Origin of the sequence: Pseudomonas sp. FP215 (assembly GCF_030687795.1) — a bacterium.
GTDB lineage: Bacteria > Pseudomonadota > Gammaproteobacteria > Pseudomonadales > Pseudomonadaceae > Aquipseudomonas > Aquipseudomonas salmasensis.
Genome location: NZ_CP117447.1, coordinates 4,833,487 through 4,848,532 on the forward strand (window position 1 = coordinate 4,833,487; position 15,046 = coordinate 4,848,532).

At 59.4% G+C, this 15,046-nt stretch carries 10 protein-coding genes; 6 read left to right on the forward strand and 4 right to left on the reverse strand.

Features of this window, described 5'->3' with window-relative positions:
• Nucleotides 1-48 precede the first annotated feature (48 nt).
• The gene (locus PSH76_RS22005) at nt 49-1,068 is read right to left on the reverse strand and encodes an alpha/beta fold hydrolase (RefSeq protein ID WP_034126527.1); all 1,020 of its coding nucleotides are present in this window, start codon (nt 1,066-1,068) and stop codon (nt 49-51) included.
• Between the two features lie 182 nt (nt 1,069-1,250).
• Here PSH76_RS22005 and metR point away from each other — a divergent pair, with 182 nt between their 5' ends.
• Nucleotides 1,251-2,168, forward strand: coding sequence for a transcriptional regulator MetR (metR, locus tag PSH76_RS22010; protein WP_003188924.1), 918 nt, complete (start codon nt 1,251-1,253; stop codon nt 2,166-2,168).
• Nucleotides 2,169-2,172: 4 nt separating this feature from the next.
• Here the strand turns inward: metR and PSH76_RS22015 are convergent, their stop codons facing one another.
• Both PSH76_RS22015 and PSH76_RS22020 read right to left on the reverse strand, forming a co-directional pair.
• Nucleotides 2,173-2,673: a GNAT family N-acetyltransferase gene (locus tag PSH76_RS22015; protein WP_278915121.1), complete on the reverse strand. Its 501-nt coding sequence runs from the start codon at nt 2,671-2,673 to the stop codon at nt 2,173-2,175.
• Complete coding sequence (locus PSH76_RS22020; RefSeq protein ID WP_044274720.1) at nt 2,670-3,080, reverse strand: NUDIX domain-containing protein; 411 nt, start codon at nt 3,078-3,080, stop codon at nt 2,670-2,672. The genes PSH76_RS22015 and PSH76_RS22020 overlap by 4 nt, the downstream gene beginning before the upstream one ends.
• Nucleotides 3,081-3,277: 197 nt before the next feature.
• Here PSH76_RS22020 and PSH76_RS22025 point away from each other — a divergent pair, with 197 nt between their 5' ends.
• Nucleotides 3,278-7,462 carry a hypothetical protein gene (locus PSH76_RS22025; RefSeq protein WP_305492907.1) on the forward strand — a complete coding sequence of 1,395 codons (4,185 nt, stop codon included), beginning with the start codon at nt 3,278-3,280 and terminating at the stop codon, nt 7,460-7,462.
• On the opposite strand, the gene PSH76_RS22030 is transcribed toward PSH76_RS22025, so the two are convergent.
• Nucleotides 7,463-8,776 (reverse strand): HD domain-containing phosphohydrolase, encoded by a 1,314-nt coding sequence (locus PSH76_RS22030; RefSeq protein ID WP_032893347.1) that lies wholly within the window; start codon nt 8,774-8,776, stop codon nt 7,463-7,465.
• Nucleotides 8,777-8,975: 199 nt separating this feature from the next.
• Between PSH76_RS22030 and PSH76_RS22035 the strand changes: the two genes are divergently transcribed.
• Genes PSH76_RS22035 through PSH76_RS22050 form a run of 4 tightly spaced genes read left to right on the forward strand, consistent with a single transcriptional unit; the run spans nt 8,976 to nt 15,040 of the window.
• Complete coding sequence (locus tag PSH76_RS22035) at nt 8,976-10,859, forward strand: bifunctional diguanylate cyclase/phosphodiesterase (RefSeq protein WP_305492908.1); 1,884 nt, start codon at nt 8,976-8,978, stop codon at nt 10,857-10,859.
• Between the two features lie 25 nt (nt 10,860-10,884).
• Nucleotides 10,885-11,850, forward strand: coding sequence for a cytochrome-c peroxidase (locus PSH76_RS22040; protein WP_305492909.1), 966 nt, complete (start codon nt 10,885-10,887; stop codon nt 11,848-11,850).
• Nucleotides 11,847-13,664, forward strand: coding sequence for a DAHL domain-containing protein (locus tag PSH76_RS22045; RefSeq protein WP_305492910.1), 1,818 nt, complete (start codon nt 11,847-11,849; stop codon nt 13,662-13,664). The genes PSH76_RS22040 and PSH76_RS22045 overlap by 4 nt, the downstream gene beginning before the upstream one ends.
• Nucleotides 13,661-15,040 (forward strand): ATP-binding protein, encoded by a 1,380-nt coding sequence (locus PSH76_RS22050; protein ID WP_305492911.1) that lies wholly within the window; start codon nt 13,661-13,663, stop codon nt 15,038-15,040. The genes PSH76_RS22045 and PSH76_RS22050 overlap by 4 nt, the downstream gene beginning before the upstream one ends.
• The last annotated feature ends 6 nt before the right edge of the window (nt 15,041-15,046 follow it).

The window sequence follows — 15,046 nt, forward strand, 5'->3', positions numbered from 1 at the left end:
CAACCTCGCGGGCAATCATGCGCATAAAGGTTGCACGATACACCACCTTCACAGCACCTTCGAAGGCTCGCTCAAATCGATCTGCGCCCAGTGCGCGGCATCCTGGCGATGGGCTTGCAGGTAGGGCAATACCGCCGCCAGCAAAGGCGCCTTGAACGCTTCCTGAAAACGGTGGGCCAGGCCGGGAATCAATTTCAACTGGCTGCCCTGGATATGCGCGGCCAAGTGCACGCCGTGCATCACCGGCAACAACGGGTCGGCGGTGCCATGCACCACCAGCGCAGGCACGCGCAGTTGGTTGAGCAAGGGCACACGGCTTGGCTCGGCCAGGATCGCCATGATCTGACGCTTCACGCCTTCGGGGTTGAAGGCACGGTCATAGGACAGCGCCGCCTGGTGCAGCAACGCCTGGCGATCGTCCTTGATATCCGGGCTGCCCAATGCCGCGAGCAAATCCGCCTGTTGCTCCAGCGCCACCTCACGGTTGGGCGCGCTGCGCCGCGACAGCAATTGCACCAGCGCCGCGTTCGGCGCGGGCAGGCCCTCGGCGCCGGAGCTGGTCATGATCAGGGTCAGGCTTTCCACGCGCTGCGGCGCCATGGCCGCCAGGTGTTGGGCGATCATGCCGCCCATGCTCGCGCCGAGTACGTGAAACTGCTGCACCTGCAACGCATCCATCAACCCCAGGGCGTCGTCGGCCATGTCGGTCAAGGTATAAGGCGCGGCCACCGGCAGGCCGAGCTTGTAGCGCAGCACTTCGAAGGTCAGGTTGGCGCTCGCCGGCGCCTGCCGCCAGGTGGACAGGCCGACGTCACGGTTGTCGTAGCGAATCACCCGAAAGCCTTGCTCACACAAAGCCACCACCACTTCATCCGGCCAGTGAATCAGCTGCCCGCCCAGGCCCATCACCAGCAGCAACGCAGGGTCGGAGGCACGGCCGATACTTTGATAGGCGATGCTCACCTGAGCCAGGTCGACCGTTTGGGTCGGGACATTGACATCACATCGAGAAGCCGCAAAGGACGGCAGGCCGAACAGGAGAGCGGCCACTAAAAACAACGCACGCATGAAAAACACCAAAACGCAGAACCCCAGTAGAGCGCGAGTCTGATGAAGTTTGTTCAAGCGCGCTGCCACAGTTCGATGACAGTTTGATGAAGAGTGCCCAGTGGTCGTGGTCGACACGCCCCACAACATGAGACAAAATCACGCAATCCGTTTTCGTCGCAAATTTTCTTCATGGAGCGCCTGTGCTCGAAATCCGTCACTTGAAAACCCTGCACGCCTTGCGCGAAGCCGACAGCCTGGTGGAAGCCGCCGAGCGCCTGCACTTGACTCAGTCCGCCCTCTCCCACCAGTTCAAAGAACTGGAAGAGCGCCTGGGCATGCCGTTGTTCGTGCGCAAGACCAAACCGGTGCGCTTCACCAGCGCCGGCCTGCGCCTGCTGCAATTGGCCGACGCCACCCTGCCGTTGCTGCGCGGTGCCGAGCGCGATATTGCGCGGCTGGCTGGCGGCACCGCAGGGCGCTTGCACATGGCGATCGAATGCCACAGCTGTTTCCAGTGGCTGATGCCGACCATCGACCAGTTCCGCGATGCCTGGCCGGAAGTCGAGCTGGACCTGGCCTCGGGCTTTGCCTTCGCGCCACTGCCGGCCCTGGCCCGTGGTGACCTGGACCTGGTGGTGACTTCCGACCCGCTGGAACTGCCAGGCATCACCTACGTGCCGCTGTTCACCTACGAAGCCATGCTGGCGGTTGCCAACCAACACGCGCTGGCGAACAAGTCCTACATCGTGCCCGAAGACCTGCTGACCGAAACCCTGATCACCTACCCGGTGGAACGTGACCGCCTGGACATCTTCACCCGCTTCCTGGAACCGGCCGACGTTGAACCGGCCCAGGTACGGACTTCGGAGCTGACGGTGATGATGATGCAACTGGTGGCCAGCGGCCGTGGGGTGTGCGGCATGCCCCACTGGGCGCTGCATGAATACAGCTCACGCGGGTATGTGAAGGCCAAGCGGTTGGGCGAGAAAGGGTTGTTTGCAACGTTGTATGCGGGCATTCGGGCCGACATGCTGGATGCGCCTTATATGCGCGACTTTTTGCTGACGGCCAAGGACACCTCGTTTTCCACGCTGGATGGCGTCAGCGCGGTGCGTTGAGCGATCAACGTAGCTCACGCCACATGTGGATCTTGTCGAAGTATTCGACGCCAACCCGCACGGCCAACGGCTCAAGGCCGTATTGAATGAAACCGCAGCGCTGGTAGAGCGCAAAGGCGGCGTCATTGCCGGCGGTGACGGTCAGTTGGATCAGTTTGAGGCGCGGGTGGCGACGGGCTTCTTCCAGTGCGGCTTGCACCAGTTGCCGCCCAAGCCCCTGCTGTTGATAAGCCTCGGTCACGTACATGCCGAACAAGGTCACCTTGTGCCGGGCCTTCTCCCGTGGCTCGAATGCAAGGCCGACAATACCCGCCAACTGATCGCCGTCGAAGGCCCCAAACAGCCGATCCAGGGGGCTGCCGAGGCGTTTTTCCCACCAACTCAAGGGCATCGAAGCACGTTCGGCCACGCTGGAGGTGAACGCCTGGGGATAAGCGCCGTAAGCCTCGAGCATCAGCGCGCGATAGGCTTGCGCATCGTCAGTGCCCAGCGGGCGAATCATCATGCGGTAGCCAGCCCATCGCGATAGAACGGCAGGATCAAATCGTGCGTCAACGGCGCCAGATGCAAGTCACCTTCGGCCATGGGATCGATCCAGCGCACCTCTTCAATCTCGGCAGCAGGGGTGACGGCAACGTCGATCTGCACCTTGAACAGCTCGGCCTGTACGGTAAAGCCCGGCTCGTTGGCCGCGGGCGCCGAGAACTGGCCAAGATAGACGGCTTCGCTCGGGTCAATGCGCAGGTTCAGCTCCTCGCGCAGCTCACGGACGAGCGCCTCGGCAGGTTGCTCGCCGGCGTCGATCTTGCCTCCCGGTTGCATGAAAGCCAGGGTATCGCGCTTGCGCACCAGCAAGGTTTGACCGTCGCCACGGATCAACAGCGCGGCTGCAATGCGGATAGTCTTGGACATGGAACGCCCTCTCTGGGATTGAAAAGCGGCCAAGGATCCCACGCGTATTCTGCACACGCAACTCGCGCGCGCAGGGCGATTTTTTCCGACATACATACACCGCAGGGTCCAGTTTCGGCCACCCTACACTCGCAAACTCATATTCAGCAGGGCTCGCTGCACCTCGGTGCGCCGTGCCCTTTTATAAGAGTTTACTCATGCACAATTCATTGCCTGCCCTTAAAGAATCATCCACTGACGAACCGCAACCGCTGCCGGCCGACAGCACGTCAACCACTACCGTGCAACCGATGACGCTTGCGGTCGTGCCGCCGGCTTCACTTTCTGCCGAAGAACAGCTGGCTCACCTCACCCGTGAACTCGACAAACTCAATGCACAGACCTCTGAGCTGGTAGGGCGACAGCCGAGTGTCGGCCGTGTGTACCAGCAGCAATTGGCCGACATCTTTCCCGATGTACATCTGCCCATCAATCCCAACCAGATTTTTTTCACTCGCTATCGCGAAGACCAGAAAGGGCAAAAGCACCTGCTGTCCTGCGAACCCCTGGGCTCGCTGCTGGCCACCTTACGCGCGCCTGGCGCAGCGTCTTATCTGACCGAAGAGAGCGGCGCTTTCTACCGCGAATGCAACACCCTGGACACCGATAAACGCCTCTCTCCCACTGCCTCGATGACAACCCTGGCCGCCAGGCTGGAAATTGCCATCACCTTGAGCCTGAATACATTCTGGGGGGCTGGCGAGCCCTCCCAAGCCGACACGGAGGGGCAATTGGTCGCACTGCGACGACAAGTGCTGGCCCATCAACTGGCATTGCGCTCGGTGGACGGCACGTTGTCGGCGCATGCACAAACGCTGGCGCAGAACGTGCTCAAGTACCCAAGTGCTGCGGCACGTAATCAGGTGTTTACCCTCGACAACAGGCCCACGGTGTATCGGCTGGCACTGGAGGATGGCAGTGAATTCGCCGGCGCATTCATTCTGGCCCCCACGGGCACGACGCCTCTGACGGGCAAAGTGATGCTCTATAGCCCAAGCGAGGAGTTTGAGGAGTTTGAAAACCTGGCGCGCTTGAATCACACCGTCGCAACCCGCATACAAGACGGCTCAGCGGCAGGCAAGCTATTGATCGCAAGCCTGCCGACGGCCGCGCGCGCCGCGCTGAACGGCTTGCCCGTACTGACGACGGCCCCGTCACCGATACACGCTGACGTGATTGCTGACAGTGTCCGCGCATTGCGAGTCAGGCAACATTTCTCTGTCCGCAATAGCTTGCACAGGGAGCCCTTACCCACCACAGGCGAACTCGACCTGGCCGCAGACCTGACGCCACAGTTGGATGTGGCGAATGCCTTTATGGCACGCACCCTACGCTTGTTGACGACCGAACCCGCATGGTTGAAAGCCTCCAACGAGCAAGACCAGGCCCGGTACAGGCAACTGGAGCAGGAACTGATTGACAGCAATGAAGAGCTTGCGCCTCATCTTGAGAGGATCTTGACACTGGAAGCGTTCTCCCAGCAGGAGACCGAGCGAGTGCTGAAAAAACAGAAACCTGCGTATGCCAATGTGGATATTGACCCTTATAGAAGCCTGGTTCATCTGCGCGTGACAACGTCCTCCCGGTCCGCCGAGGTGACGGGGTATCGTAACGAGGCGGCCACCCTTGTCTACATCAGCGAAGACCGCAAGATCCATATCCCGCAGTGCCTGCCGGGCCAAAAACTTATGTGGGGCACCTGGCGTACCCAAGCCGTGGTGGATTTGCGCACACTGGGAAACTACACCCAACGTAATGTCGACCCTTGGTCGGTGCATGGCATACACAGAATAATCAGCGCTACCGTCAACATCGTCGACACGGCCGGCAACCATCACGGAAAACTCGGGAACGACGATTTGCGTGCCCTCGCCACAGAGGCTGACATTGGCCAAAAATACGATACGTACCTGCGCTCAGCCTTCTCGCAGAGCAGCGGGACAAGCACCTTTGCAACCGCCTGGCAGCGCGCCAACGCGGCAAGAATGAACAAGGACGCCCTTGAGAGCCGTCTCAACCCTGACGCCGCCAAGCTGTTTACATTCAAGACGCCAGGCAGTGGGCTTGACTGGATAAAGGCAGTTACCGAGCACCCCGATTCAGCTACCCGGCCCCGGGTCAGCGAGTTCGAGATAGAGGTCAACCTACTGGTATTGGGTGCCGCGCAGGAAAGGGGTCAAGGGGGACAGGTCATGCATCGCGTCCTGGTCATTCACCGAAAAGGCACCAAGCCTGATGGGGTCAGTGTGCTGTATACCCCGGATGCGCCAGATGGCGGGCCCTTCAGGGAACTGGTCAACGGGTTGGCAGAGCTGGACACGCTGAAAGCAAAACCCGAATGGCAGACCTACTTCAGTTCCCAAATGGCCACAAAGGATACGACCGAGATAACGCGGATCCTCAACGATACGCGCAGTGTGTACCGCTACACCTTGACCCCGATAACCGGCAATTTCCACGCCTACCTGTATTCGGCGCAACTGGGTTTTCAGCTCGCGCACGCCGATTACCGTTCACGGAGCAATGCGCAAATTTTCCGCGAGTCGGCGGTGAACGCCTTTATGTTTGGAGTGGACGCAGCTGACTTTCTGCTCGGGCTGATACCCGGCAAAACCGCCCTGTCGTTTTTGCGTCGAGGTATCAACCGTGGATTAGACGTGGCCAAACAGCTTGGGCGGCGCATTCCGGGACTGGCCACTAAAGTCGGTACGGGCAGGAACATCGGCATCGTACAGACCGGTGCTTCAGTCCGCCCGCTGGAACCCGCCTGGGTCAATGCGGCCCCGTATCGGCTACCTGAGCAGATAACGCCGCACTTTGACGTCGCTGAGTTTGCCCACATTCACCGATACCGTCTGTTGCGCCGGTCGGGCAGAGCACCGTGTTTTTTTGATAAACACAATAACCAGTTCATCGCGATGCGCGACGCTACAGGCCGCTATCATTTGTATCAGTCCTATGTAGAGGACGGCGCACGCTATGTAAAAGACCCGGCCGGTAACCAGGTGGATTTTATGGTCGTGCCAGGAGACGCAAAGAGCTGGAAGCCCCGTTTCGAACGAAATGCTGTAGGCGGAGGTTCCGTTCTGGGCGCCCTGCGTTCTCTGACCCCTGAACAGCAAGTGGACGCGGACATGATCGCGGCCATGCGGCTTTTCGCAACAGAAGGGGAAATGCGCGATTTCGAGCGCGTCATAGAACAAACCGACGCGGCCCTGAAACTCAACTTGATCACTCACGCCCGACAACAGCTCGGCCCCCTGGATGAAGCTGAATTTCGCCGCTGGGTATCGAACCCGAAAAGCCTGAGCCGGACCCACCAAGAGCGATTGCGCAATAGCGTGTTAAACCTGCGGTCCGAACTGGCCACGCTTGAACATATACACCTGTCGACCCATCATTTTGCGCAACATCTGTCTGCGCTGGACAAGGAGGAACTGTTTAAGAAAGTCAAAAGGCTCATTGGCAAAAACGACAACTTAGACAAACAAATCAGAACATCGATTGCCGTTCTCGACCCCGATACAGAGGCACAATTTGTCGGGTATGCCATCACGAATAAACATCAGACCGCGATGGATAAATTCGCGGCAAAATATGAACTTTCTACTTGGCGAGAGGCTGCACTGACAGTGTTTGCAAACAAGCCCGAACACCTACGACGTATTAATCAACTCGCCTCCGATCAAGGAATTACACACCAGCAGGCGATACGCCGATTCTTGTTGCTGCCTGAGACAAAAAGCACCCTGGATGCCTTCATGAAGGATACCTTCAAGGCGAAAATGACCAGGCTTCAAGTCACCTCCTTTTCAGAGGATTTCAAAAAATCCGGCGTTCCCTATATCGCCCTGTCCCGAGGCCAGCACGGGGCAGACGCTGGCATAGCCATGGTGGACAGCAAAGACGTCACAGCATTTGAAAAAGCCCTGCCCAAATTCTCTACACCCTTGGAGTTTGAGCAACCCCGCCCTCCAACCCGAGGCCAAAGGCCAGAGCCGTCCGTGCCCCCAGCCCCGGATGTCCTGCCCCTACCCACTCGCGATCCGCACATCAACATCGTGAAGCTCGATGATCTGGCGCACACCCAGAAAAAACTCATGCCCGCCCCGGCCACGGCCAAACTTGAGCAAATCACCCAGGATATCCAAGCCGGACGCCTCAGCCGCAAGCGAATAGGCAACTACACCTATGTCGATTTACCCCAAGTACAGGCCGGCTCGGGCCGCGGTCTTTGGCGCGTGGCAATTGAACAGAACGGCAAAGAAGGTGGCAAAGATGTCTACATCATCAGGGGCATCTTTGATTACCACGGCAGCAAGCACGTAGCCTGGGGCGTATAGCTACAGGAGTGGCGACACCTCGTCGGGTGTCTTGATAAACACGCTGTACTTGGCGCCCTCCATGGCCTCGAACGCGATCAGCTTGTCCACCAGCGGCAAGTTCAGCACCTTGCCGGCATTGAGCAGCAGCATGCCGTTATCGGCGTTGAGGTTGCGGGCCAGCACCATACCGGCCTCAAGCTCACGGGTGGTGAGGACTTTGACCGTAGGATCGCCCAGGGTCACGTCGCTGAGGAAGGTTGCGCAGGCTTGCACAAAATCTTCCACCAACGCCGGGTCATACAGGCGCCCGGCGTACTTGCGGATATACAACAGCGCTTCGTCGCTGTTGAGGTGCCGCTCCAGGATCAGGCCTTTTTGCAATTCGATAAAGTCCACCGCCAGCTTCAGCAGCCGTGAACCGGGCGGGATCGTATCGCCCTTGAGGTGGTCGGGAAATCCCGTGCCGTCCCAGCGTTCCTGGTGATGACGAATGATCCGCGCCGCGTCCTTCATCGGCTCCAGGGTCATCAGCAGCGACTCGCTCTGCCCCGGATACTCACGGTACAAGCCACGGTCGGTGCTATGCAGTTTGTCCGACGGTGCAACCATCATGCTGTCGGTCCAGCTCAACTTGCCGATGTTGTACAACGCGGCGGCCATGGTCAGGTCGCGGGTGCTGGCTTCGTCCATGGACTGGGCGGCGCAGTACACGCGGATCAACTCGATCAACGCGCGGTTGGTCTGTTTGTCTTTGGGCAAGCGCAGGTTGGCCAGCAGCGAAAACACTTCGGTGCCGGTCACGTAGCTGCGCTTGAGTTCGTCGTAGGCCAGGTCGAGCATGTCGGCGGTTTGTTGTAATTCGGCGGTACGCGCCGCCACGCGTTTTTCCAGGGTGGCGTTGAGCAGCTTGAGCTGTTCGGTCTGGTCTCGGGCCAGGCGTTCAAGGCGTTGGTGCTCGAGGGTTTGCTGCAACACCAGCTGCAACTCCTCGTCATTCCAGGGTTTGCTGATGTAGCGGTGGATCTGCCCGTCGTTGATCGCCTTGATGATGGTGGTGAGGTCGGCGTAACCGGTGAGCAGGATACGGCTGGTGGCGGGATACAAGCGGTGAACCTCGGCCAGCAGCGTGGCGCCGTCCATGCCGGGCATGCGCGCATCGCTCATCACCAGATCGATGGGCCGGGTCGCCATGATCTCCAGCGCCTGGGCGCCGCTGGTGGCCAATACCACGTCATAGGGCTGGCCGCGCAACAGGCGGCGCAGGCTGTTAAGGATCGACTCTTCATCGTCGACCAGCAAAACAGCGGACTTCGTAGCGAGTTGTTCATCCATGGCGACTCTGCCTTCAAATTAAACGAAGTTAAGCTAAATTGAATCTGCGCAATACAAAGCGCGATTGATTTGACGCCAACTGGCCGTCGATATCAAGGGAACTCAACTATGCTGCATTGCATACTCGCGCCCCGTTCAGTTGTAGAACCAGGGAAGGAATTGTCATGCCATCAAGCCTTTTGCATGTGCCGAGTGCGCCATGAAGACGGAATCGGGCCGGGCCAACCGGCGCATCCTGATCGTCGACGACACCGCTTCGATCCACCAGGATTTTCGCAAGATCCTCTGTGCCGACGAGCACGGCGAGCCCTCCCTCGATACTCTGGAGTCCGCCCTGTTCGGCACCACGGCGCCGGTGCGCCAGGCGTTTGACCTGGATTCCGCCTACCAGGGCCAGGAAGCCTTGGCACTGGTCAAGAAAGCCCTGGACGCCCACTCACCCTACGCCATGGTGTTTATCGACATGCGCATGCCTCCTGGCTGGGACGGCCTGCACACCATCGAACAGCTGTGGGAGGTGGACCCCAACCTGCAAATCGCCCTCTGCACGGCCTATTCCGATTATTCCTTCGAGGCCATCGAAGCGCGCCTGAAATACAACGATCAACTGCTGATCCTGAAAAAGCCCTTCGACCACCTGGAAATCCGCCAGATGGCCAGCGCGCTGACCTGGAAATGGCAGCTGGCCCAGGATGCGGCCCTCAAGGTGATCAGCCTGGAGCGCACCATCGAGGAACGCGTGCAAGAGCTGCTAAAGGTCTCGCATTTATTGCAATACGACGCACTGACCGAGTTGCCCAACAGCACCTTGCTGGGCGACCGCCTGACCCAGGCGATCGCCTTGAGCCGGCGGCACGACACGCAACTGGCGGTGATGTTTCTGGGGCTCGACCGCTTCAAGCGCATCAACAACGCCCTGGGCTATCCGGCAGGCGATGAGGTGCTTGCGCAGGTGAGCCTGAGCCTAGTGGCGGCGATACGGGCCTCGGACTCGGTGTTTCGTTATGGCTCCGACGAGTTCGTGGTGCTGCTCAACGACATCCAGCATCCCCAGCAAACCCAGCACATTGCGCAAAAGGTGCTCAATGCTGTCAGCGCGACTCGCCATGTCGCCGGGCATGACCTGAGTGTGAGCGCCAGCCTGGGCATCAGTATTTACCCCAATGACAGCGACAACGCCGTGGGCTTGCTCAAGCACGCTGAAACCGCGATGCGCACCAGCAAAGAACGCGGCCCGGGGGATTTCAGCTTTTACACCGAAGACATGAACCTGCGCGCCCAGCACCAGCAAAACCTGGAAAGCGCGATCCGCCAGGCGCTGGACCGCGATGAGTTTGTGCTGCATTACCAGCCCAAGCTGGCGCTGGAGTCCGGGCGCATCGTCGGCGCGGAAGCGCTGACACGCTGGTTTCGACCGCAGTCGGGCTGGGTCAGCCCGGCGGATTTTATTCCTGTGGCCGAGGACAGCGGCCTGATCGTACGCCTGACCCAATGGGTACTGCGCCAAGCCTGCGCACAAGCACAAGCCTGGCGCGAGATGGGCCTGGCGCCCCTGCGCATGTCGGTGAACATCTCGGCGATCGACTTTCGTCAACGGGACTTCGTCGACAACCTGGCCGACATCCTTAAAGAAACAGGCCTGCCGCCCACCCAATTGGAACTGGAAATCACCGAAAGCGTGCTGATGCAGAACGTCGATGAAACCGTGGAGACCCTGCAAAAGATCAAGGCCATGGGCATCCGCCTGGCCCTGGACGATTTCGGCACCGGCTACTCCAGCCTCAGCTACCTGCGGCGCTTTCCCATCGATGTGCTGAAGATCGACCAATCCTTTGTGCGCGGCCTGCGCATCAATAGCCAGGACGAACAGCTGATCAGCGCTATCATCGGCATGGGCAAGAGCCTGGAGCTGAACATCATTGCCGAAGGCGTGGAAACCATCGACCAACTGAATTTCCTCAAAGCCCAGCGGTGTGAAGAGGGCCAGGGCTTTCTATTCAGCAAGGCGCTGCCTTCGAAAGATTTTGTGCAGTTGCTGCAAACGGATAGCGCGACACTGATGCCCGATCAAGAAAATAAATAGCCCTAGGCCTGCAAGGAGTGCTCGCTTGAGCAATGTCGTAAACCACCGTTCTGGCCTGATGTTGGCGTTATGCCTGGGCACCGCACCGCTCGCAGCCGCGCCGCTGAACGAAGCGCTCAAACCCTTGCCGGCGGTTCCTGTACTGGACCCGGTCAAGGTTGAGTTGGGTCGCCAGCTGTTCAATGAGCCGCGCTTGTCGGTCAACAACACCTTGTCCTGCGCCAGCTGTCACCAACTGACCAGCGGCGGCGCCGACAACAAGCCGTTCTCCATTGGCTTTGACGGCAAACCGGTGCAGATCAATACCCCTTCCGTGTTCAATGCCAGCCTGAACTTCAAACAATTCTGGAACGGTCGGGTGGACACGCTGGAGGCCCAGGTCGAGCAGGTGGTGATCAGCCCGGTGGAAATGGGCAGCGACTGGAATACCGTGGTGCACAACCTCTCCGCCCTGCCCGCTTACCAGAACGCGTTCAAGCAGGCCTACCCCGATGGCGTCACCGCCTCCAATGTGCAAAACGCCCTGGCCACCTACGAGCGCACGCTGCTGACACCCAACTCGCGGTTTGACCAATACTTGCTGGGCGACACCGATATCCTGACCACCCAGGAAAAATACGGCTACCAACGCTTCAAGGACTACGGCTGCATCGCCTGCCACCAGGGCGTGAACATTGGCGGCAATATGTTCCAGAAGTTCGGCGTGATGGGCGACTACTTCAAGGCCCGCGGCAACCCGCTGGAGTCGGACCTGGGGCGCTACCTGCTGACCCAGGATGAAGAGGACCGCCATGTGTTCAAGGTGCCCAGCCTGCGTAATGTGGCCGTCACTGCGCCGTACTTTCACGACGCCTCGGCCAAGACCCTTGAAGAGGCGGTTGACGTGATGTTCAAGTACCAGTTGGGGCGCAACCCGTCCCAGGAAGACAAGGACCTGATTATCCAGTTTCTCAAGACCCTGACTGGCGAATGGGCGGGCAAGCCACTATGAGACCCTTGTCACGCCGACGTACCAGCCAAATCCTGCTAGGCCTTATCACCCTGTTCCTGGCCTCCACACTGGTGTTTTTGTACCTCAAGTCTTCGCGCGACCAGACGGCCACGTATACCCAATCGCGCGACTTGATCCGCCAGCTCCAGCAGCTCAATGCCCAATGGGACAGCGAAGTGCTCAAGGCCCGCATCGCGATTACCCACAACTACGACCCACTGGTCACACCGCTGACCGAAATGACCCGCATCGGGGCTGAACTGCAGAGCCGCAACACCTATCACAGCGCTGCCGACCTGCCCGGTTGGCAAGCCAGCCATGACGCGTATCTGACGGCTATCGAAGAAAAAGCCCGGTTGGTCGACCAGTTCAAATCCCACAACGCAGTGCTGCGTAACTCATTGGCATTTTTGCCGACGGCCGAGGACGACATCCAGGCCCAATTCAACAGCATGACCGATGAAGGCCGGCTGCAACTGCAAAGCGTGGCCACCGACACCTACGACCTGCTGCTCAGCAGCCTGGAGTTCGCCCAGGTCACCAGCGACGAACGTGCCGCTGATATCCTGGTGGGCCTGGGCAAACTGGCCATCAACCAACAGAGCCTGCCCAGTGAGTTCCAGGCACCGGTAGAGATTCTCAGCAATCATATTTCGCTGATCCTGCGCGAACAGCCACTGGTCAACAGCCTGCTCGAGCGAATTGCCGCCGTGCCGGTGGCCGAACACCTGGATGACCTGACCACCCACGTTGATCAGGACCAGCAAGCCGCTGACCTCATCGACCACCAATACCATCGCTACCTGCTGATCTTCTCGACCTTGCTGGTGGTGCTACTGCTTTACCTGGCGGTGCGCCTGTTGCGCAGTTTTGCCGAGATCAACCGCGTCAACCGCGCGTTGCAGGCCGCCAACGAAACCCTGGAGCAACGGGTGGAGCGGCGCACGCAACAGCTCAAGGACGCCCAGAGCGAGCTGATGGACAGCGCCCGCCAGGCCGGCATGGCAGAGATCGCCACCAACGTGCTGCACAACGTCGGTAACGTGCTCAACAGTGTGAATATCTCTGCCGACCTGGTCAACCGCAAACTGCGCGCCAGCAAGGCGCTCGGCCTGGGCAAGGCCATGCAACTGATCAATGCGCATCAAGGCGACCTGGGCACCTTCTTCACCGAAGATGAAAAGGGCAAATTGCTGCCGGGCTATCTCAACCAGTTGGTCGAAGCGATTGCCATCGAACAGCAAGGCATGAGCGATGAGCTGGCGCAGTTGAGCAAAAGCGTGGACCACATCAAGGACATCGTCTCGACCCAGCAATCCTATGCGGGTGCGTCTACCTTGCTGGAGCCGGTCAATATCAGCGCCTTGATGGACGACGCCCTGCGCATGAACGCCGGCGCGCTGAGTCGTCACCATGTCACTGTTGTGAAGGCGTACTCCCCGGTGCCAGAGATCTTGGCGGACAAGCACAGGTTATTGCTGATCATGGTCAACCTGATCAGCAACGCCAAATACGCCATGGACAAACTGTCTGAACGGCCACGGCAAATCACCCTGGCGGTGGAATCGGTAGGCGACGAGACCCTGAAGATCAGTGTGAAGGACGATGGCGAAGGCATACCGCCTGAGAACATGGCACGCATCTTCACCCACGGTTTTACCACCCGCAAGGAAGGCCACGGCTTCGGCCTGCACAGCTGCGCCCTGGCCGCCGTGGAAATGAACGGCCAACTCAGCGCCCACAGCGACGGGCCGGGCCTCGGCGCCGTCTTCACCTTGACCATCCCCCTGACCCTTGCCGGAAGCAGCTCATGAACCAACCTCCCAACCGGCGCATCCTGCTGATCGATGACACACCGTCCATTCATGAGGACTTTCGCAAGATCCTGATGCCCGACGAAGCCTCCACCCAGGCGCTGGATGAGATGGAGTCGGCACTGTTTGGCGACGCCGCCAAACCTCAAGCCCAGGCGTTCGAACTGCACGGCGCGTATGGCGGCGAAGAAGGCCTGGGCTTGCTGACCACCGCCATGGCGCAAGAGCGCCCCTATGCGTTGGCCTTCGTCGACATGCGCATGCCCCAGGGTTGGGACGGCGCCAAGACCATTGAAGAACTGTGGAAAGTCGCCCCCGACTTGCAAGTGGTGGTGTGCACCGCCTACTCGGACTATTCCTGGGATGACCTGCTGTTTCGCCTGCACGCCCACGACCGCCTGCTGATCCTGAAAAAACCGTTCGACAACATTGAAGTCCAGCAAATGGCCAACACCCTGGCCAACAAATGGGACATGGCCCGCCGCGCCTCCCTGCAAACCTCGCAACTGGAGCGGTTGGTGGAAGAACGCACCCAAGCGCTGCAACTGGAAATCGAAGAGCGCAAACACCTGGAAAGCCAACTGGTGCAGTCGGAAAAACTCGCCTCACTGGGGCAACTCGCGGCGGGTGTCGCCCATGAGATCAACAACCCCGTGGGCTTTATTTCCTCCAACCTCAGCACCCTCGACGGCTACTTCAAACAGCTGCAACAGATGCTCGATGCTTACCAGCACAGCGAAGCACATATTGCTGAGCCAGAACATCGCGACCCACTCACGGCACTGCGCAGCGAGCTGGACCTGGATTTTCTCAAGGACGACATTCCGATCCTGATCCGCGAATCCAAGGATGGCATCGGCCGTGTAGTGCAGATCGTCAAAGACCTGAAGAACTTCTCACGGGTGGATAACGACCAGACCTGGCAATTTGCCAACCTGCAGCAAGGCATCGACTCGACGCTGAACATTGTTGCCAGCGAACTCAAGTACAAGGCCGATGTGGTCAAGCACTACGCGCCGCTGCCGGAAATCGAATGCCTGGCCTCACAACTCAATCAGGTGGTGATGAACCTGGTGATCAACGCTGCACAAGCCATGGGCCCGGAGCGCGGCACCATTACCATCAGCAACGGGGTGGAAGGCGAACACGTGTGGCTGGAAGTGGCGGACAACGGCTGTGGGATTGCGCCTGAAACCGTGCAGAAGATATTCGACCCATTCTTTACCACCAAGCCAGTGGGCGAAGGTACGGGGTTGGGGTTGTCGTTGTCCTACGGGATCGTCAAGAAACACCGTGGCGATATCAGCGTCAGCAGTGAGCTGGGCAAGGGTACGAAGTTTCGGGTGGTACTGCCGATTCGGCAGACGGCGGCGTAGGACACG

Coding starts and splice junctions, on each gene's coding strand:
- PSH76_RS22035 (WP_305492908.1), top strand. CDS start 8,976: ATGAAGACGGAATCGGGCCGGGCCAACCGGCGCATCCTGATCGTCGAC.
- PSH76_RS22015 (WP_278915121.1), bottom strand. CDS start 2,673: ATGATGATTCGCCCGCTGGGCACTGACGATGCGCAAGCCTATCGCGCG.
- PSH76_RS22030 (WP_032893347.1), bottom strand. CDS start 8,776: ATGGATGAACAACTCGCTACGAAGTCCGCTGTTTTGCTGGTCGACGAT.
- PSH76_RS22050 (WP_305492911.1), top strand. CDS start 13,661: ATGAACCAACCTCCCAACCGGCGCATCCTGCTGATCGATGACACACCG.
- PSH76_RS22045 (WP_305492910.1), top strand. CDS start 11,847: ATGAGACCCTTGTCACGCCGACGTACCAGCCAAATCCTGCTAGGCCTT.
- PSH76_RS22020 (WP_044274720.1), bottom strand. CDS start 3,080: ATGTCCAAGACTATCCGCATTGCAGCCGCGCTGTTGATCCGTGGCGAC.
- PSH76_RS22005 (WP_034126527.1), bottom strand. CDS start 1,068: ATGCGTGCGTTGTTTTTAGTGGCCGCTCTCCTGTTCGGCCTGCCGTCC.
- PSH76_RS22025 (WP_305492907.1), top strand. CDS start 3,278: ATGCACAATTCATTGCCTGCCCTTAAAGAATCATCCACTGACGAACCG.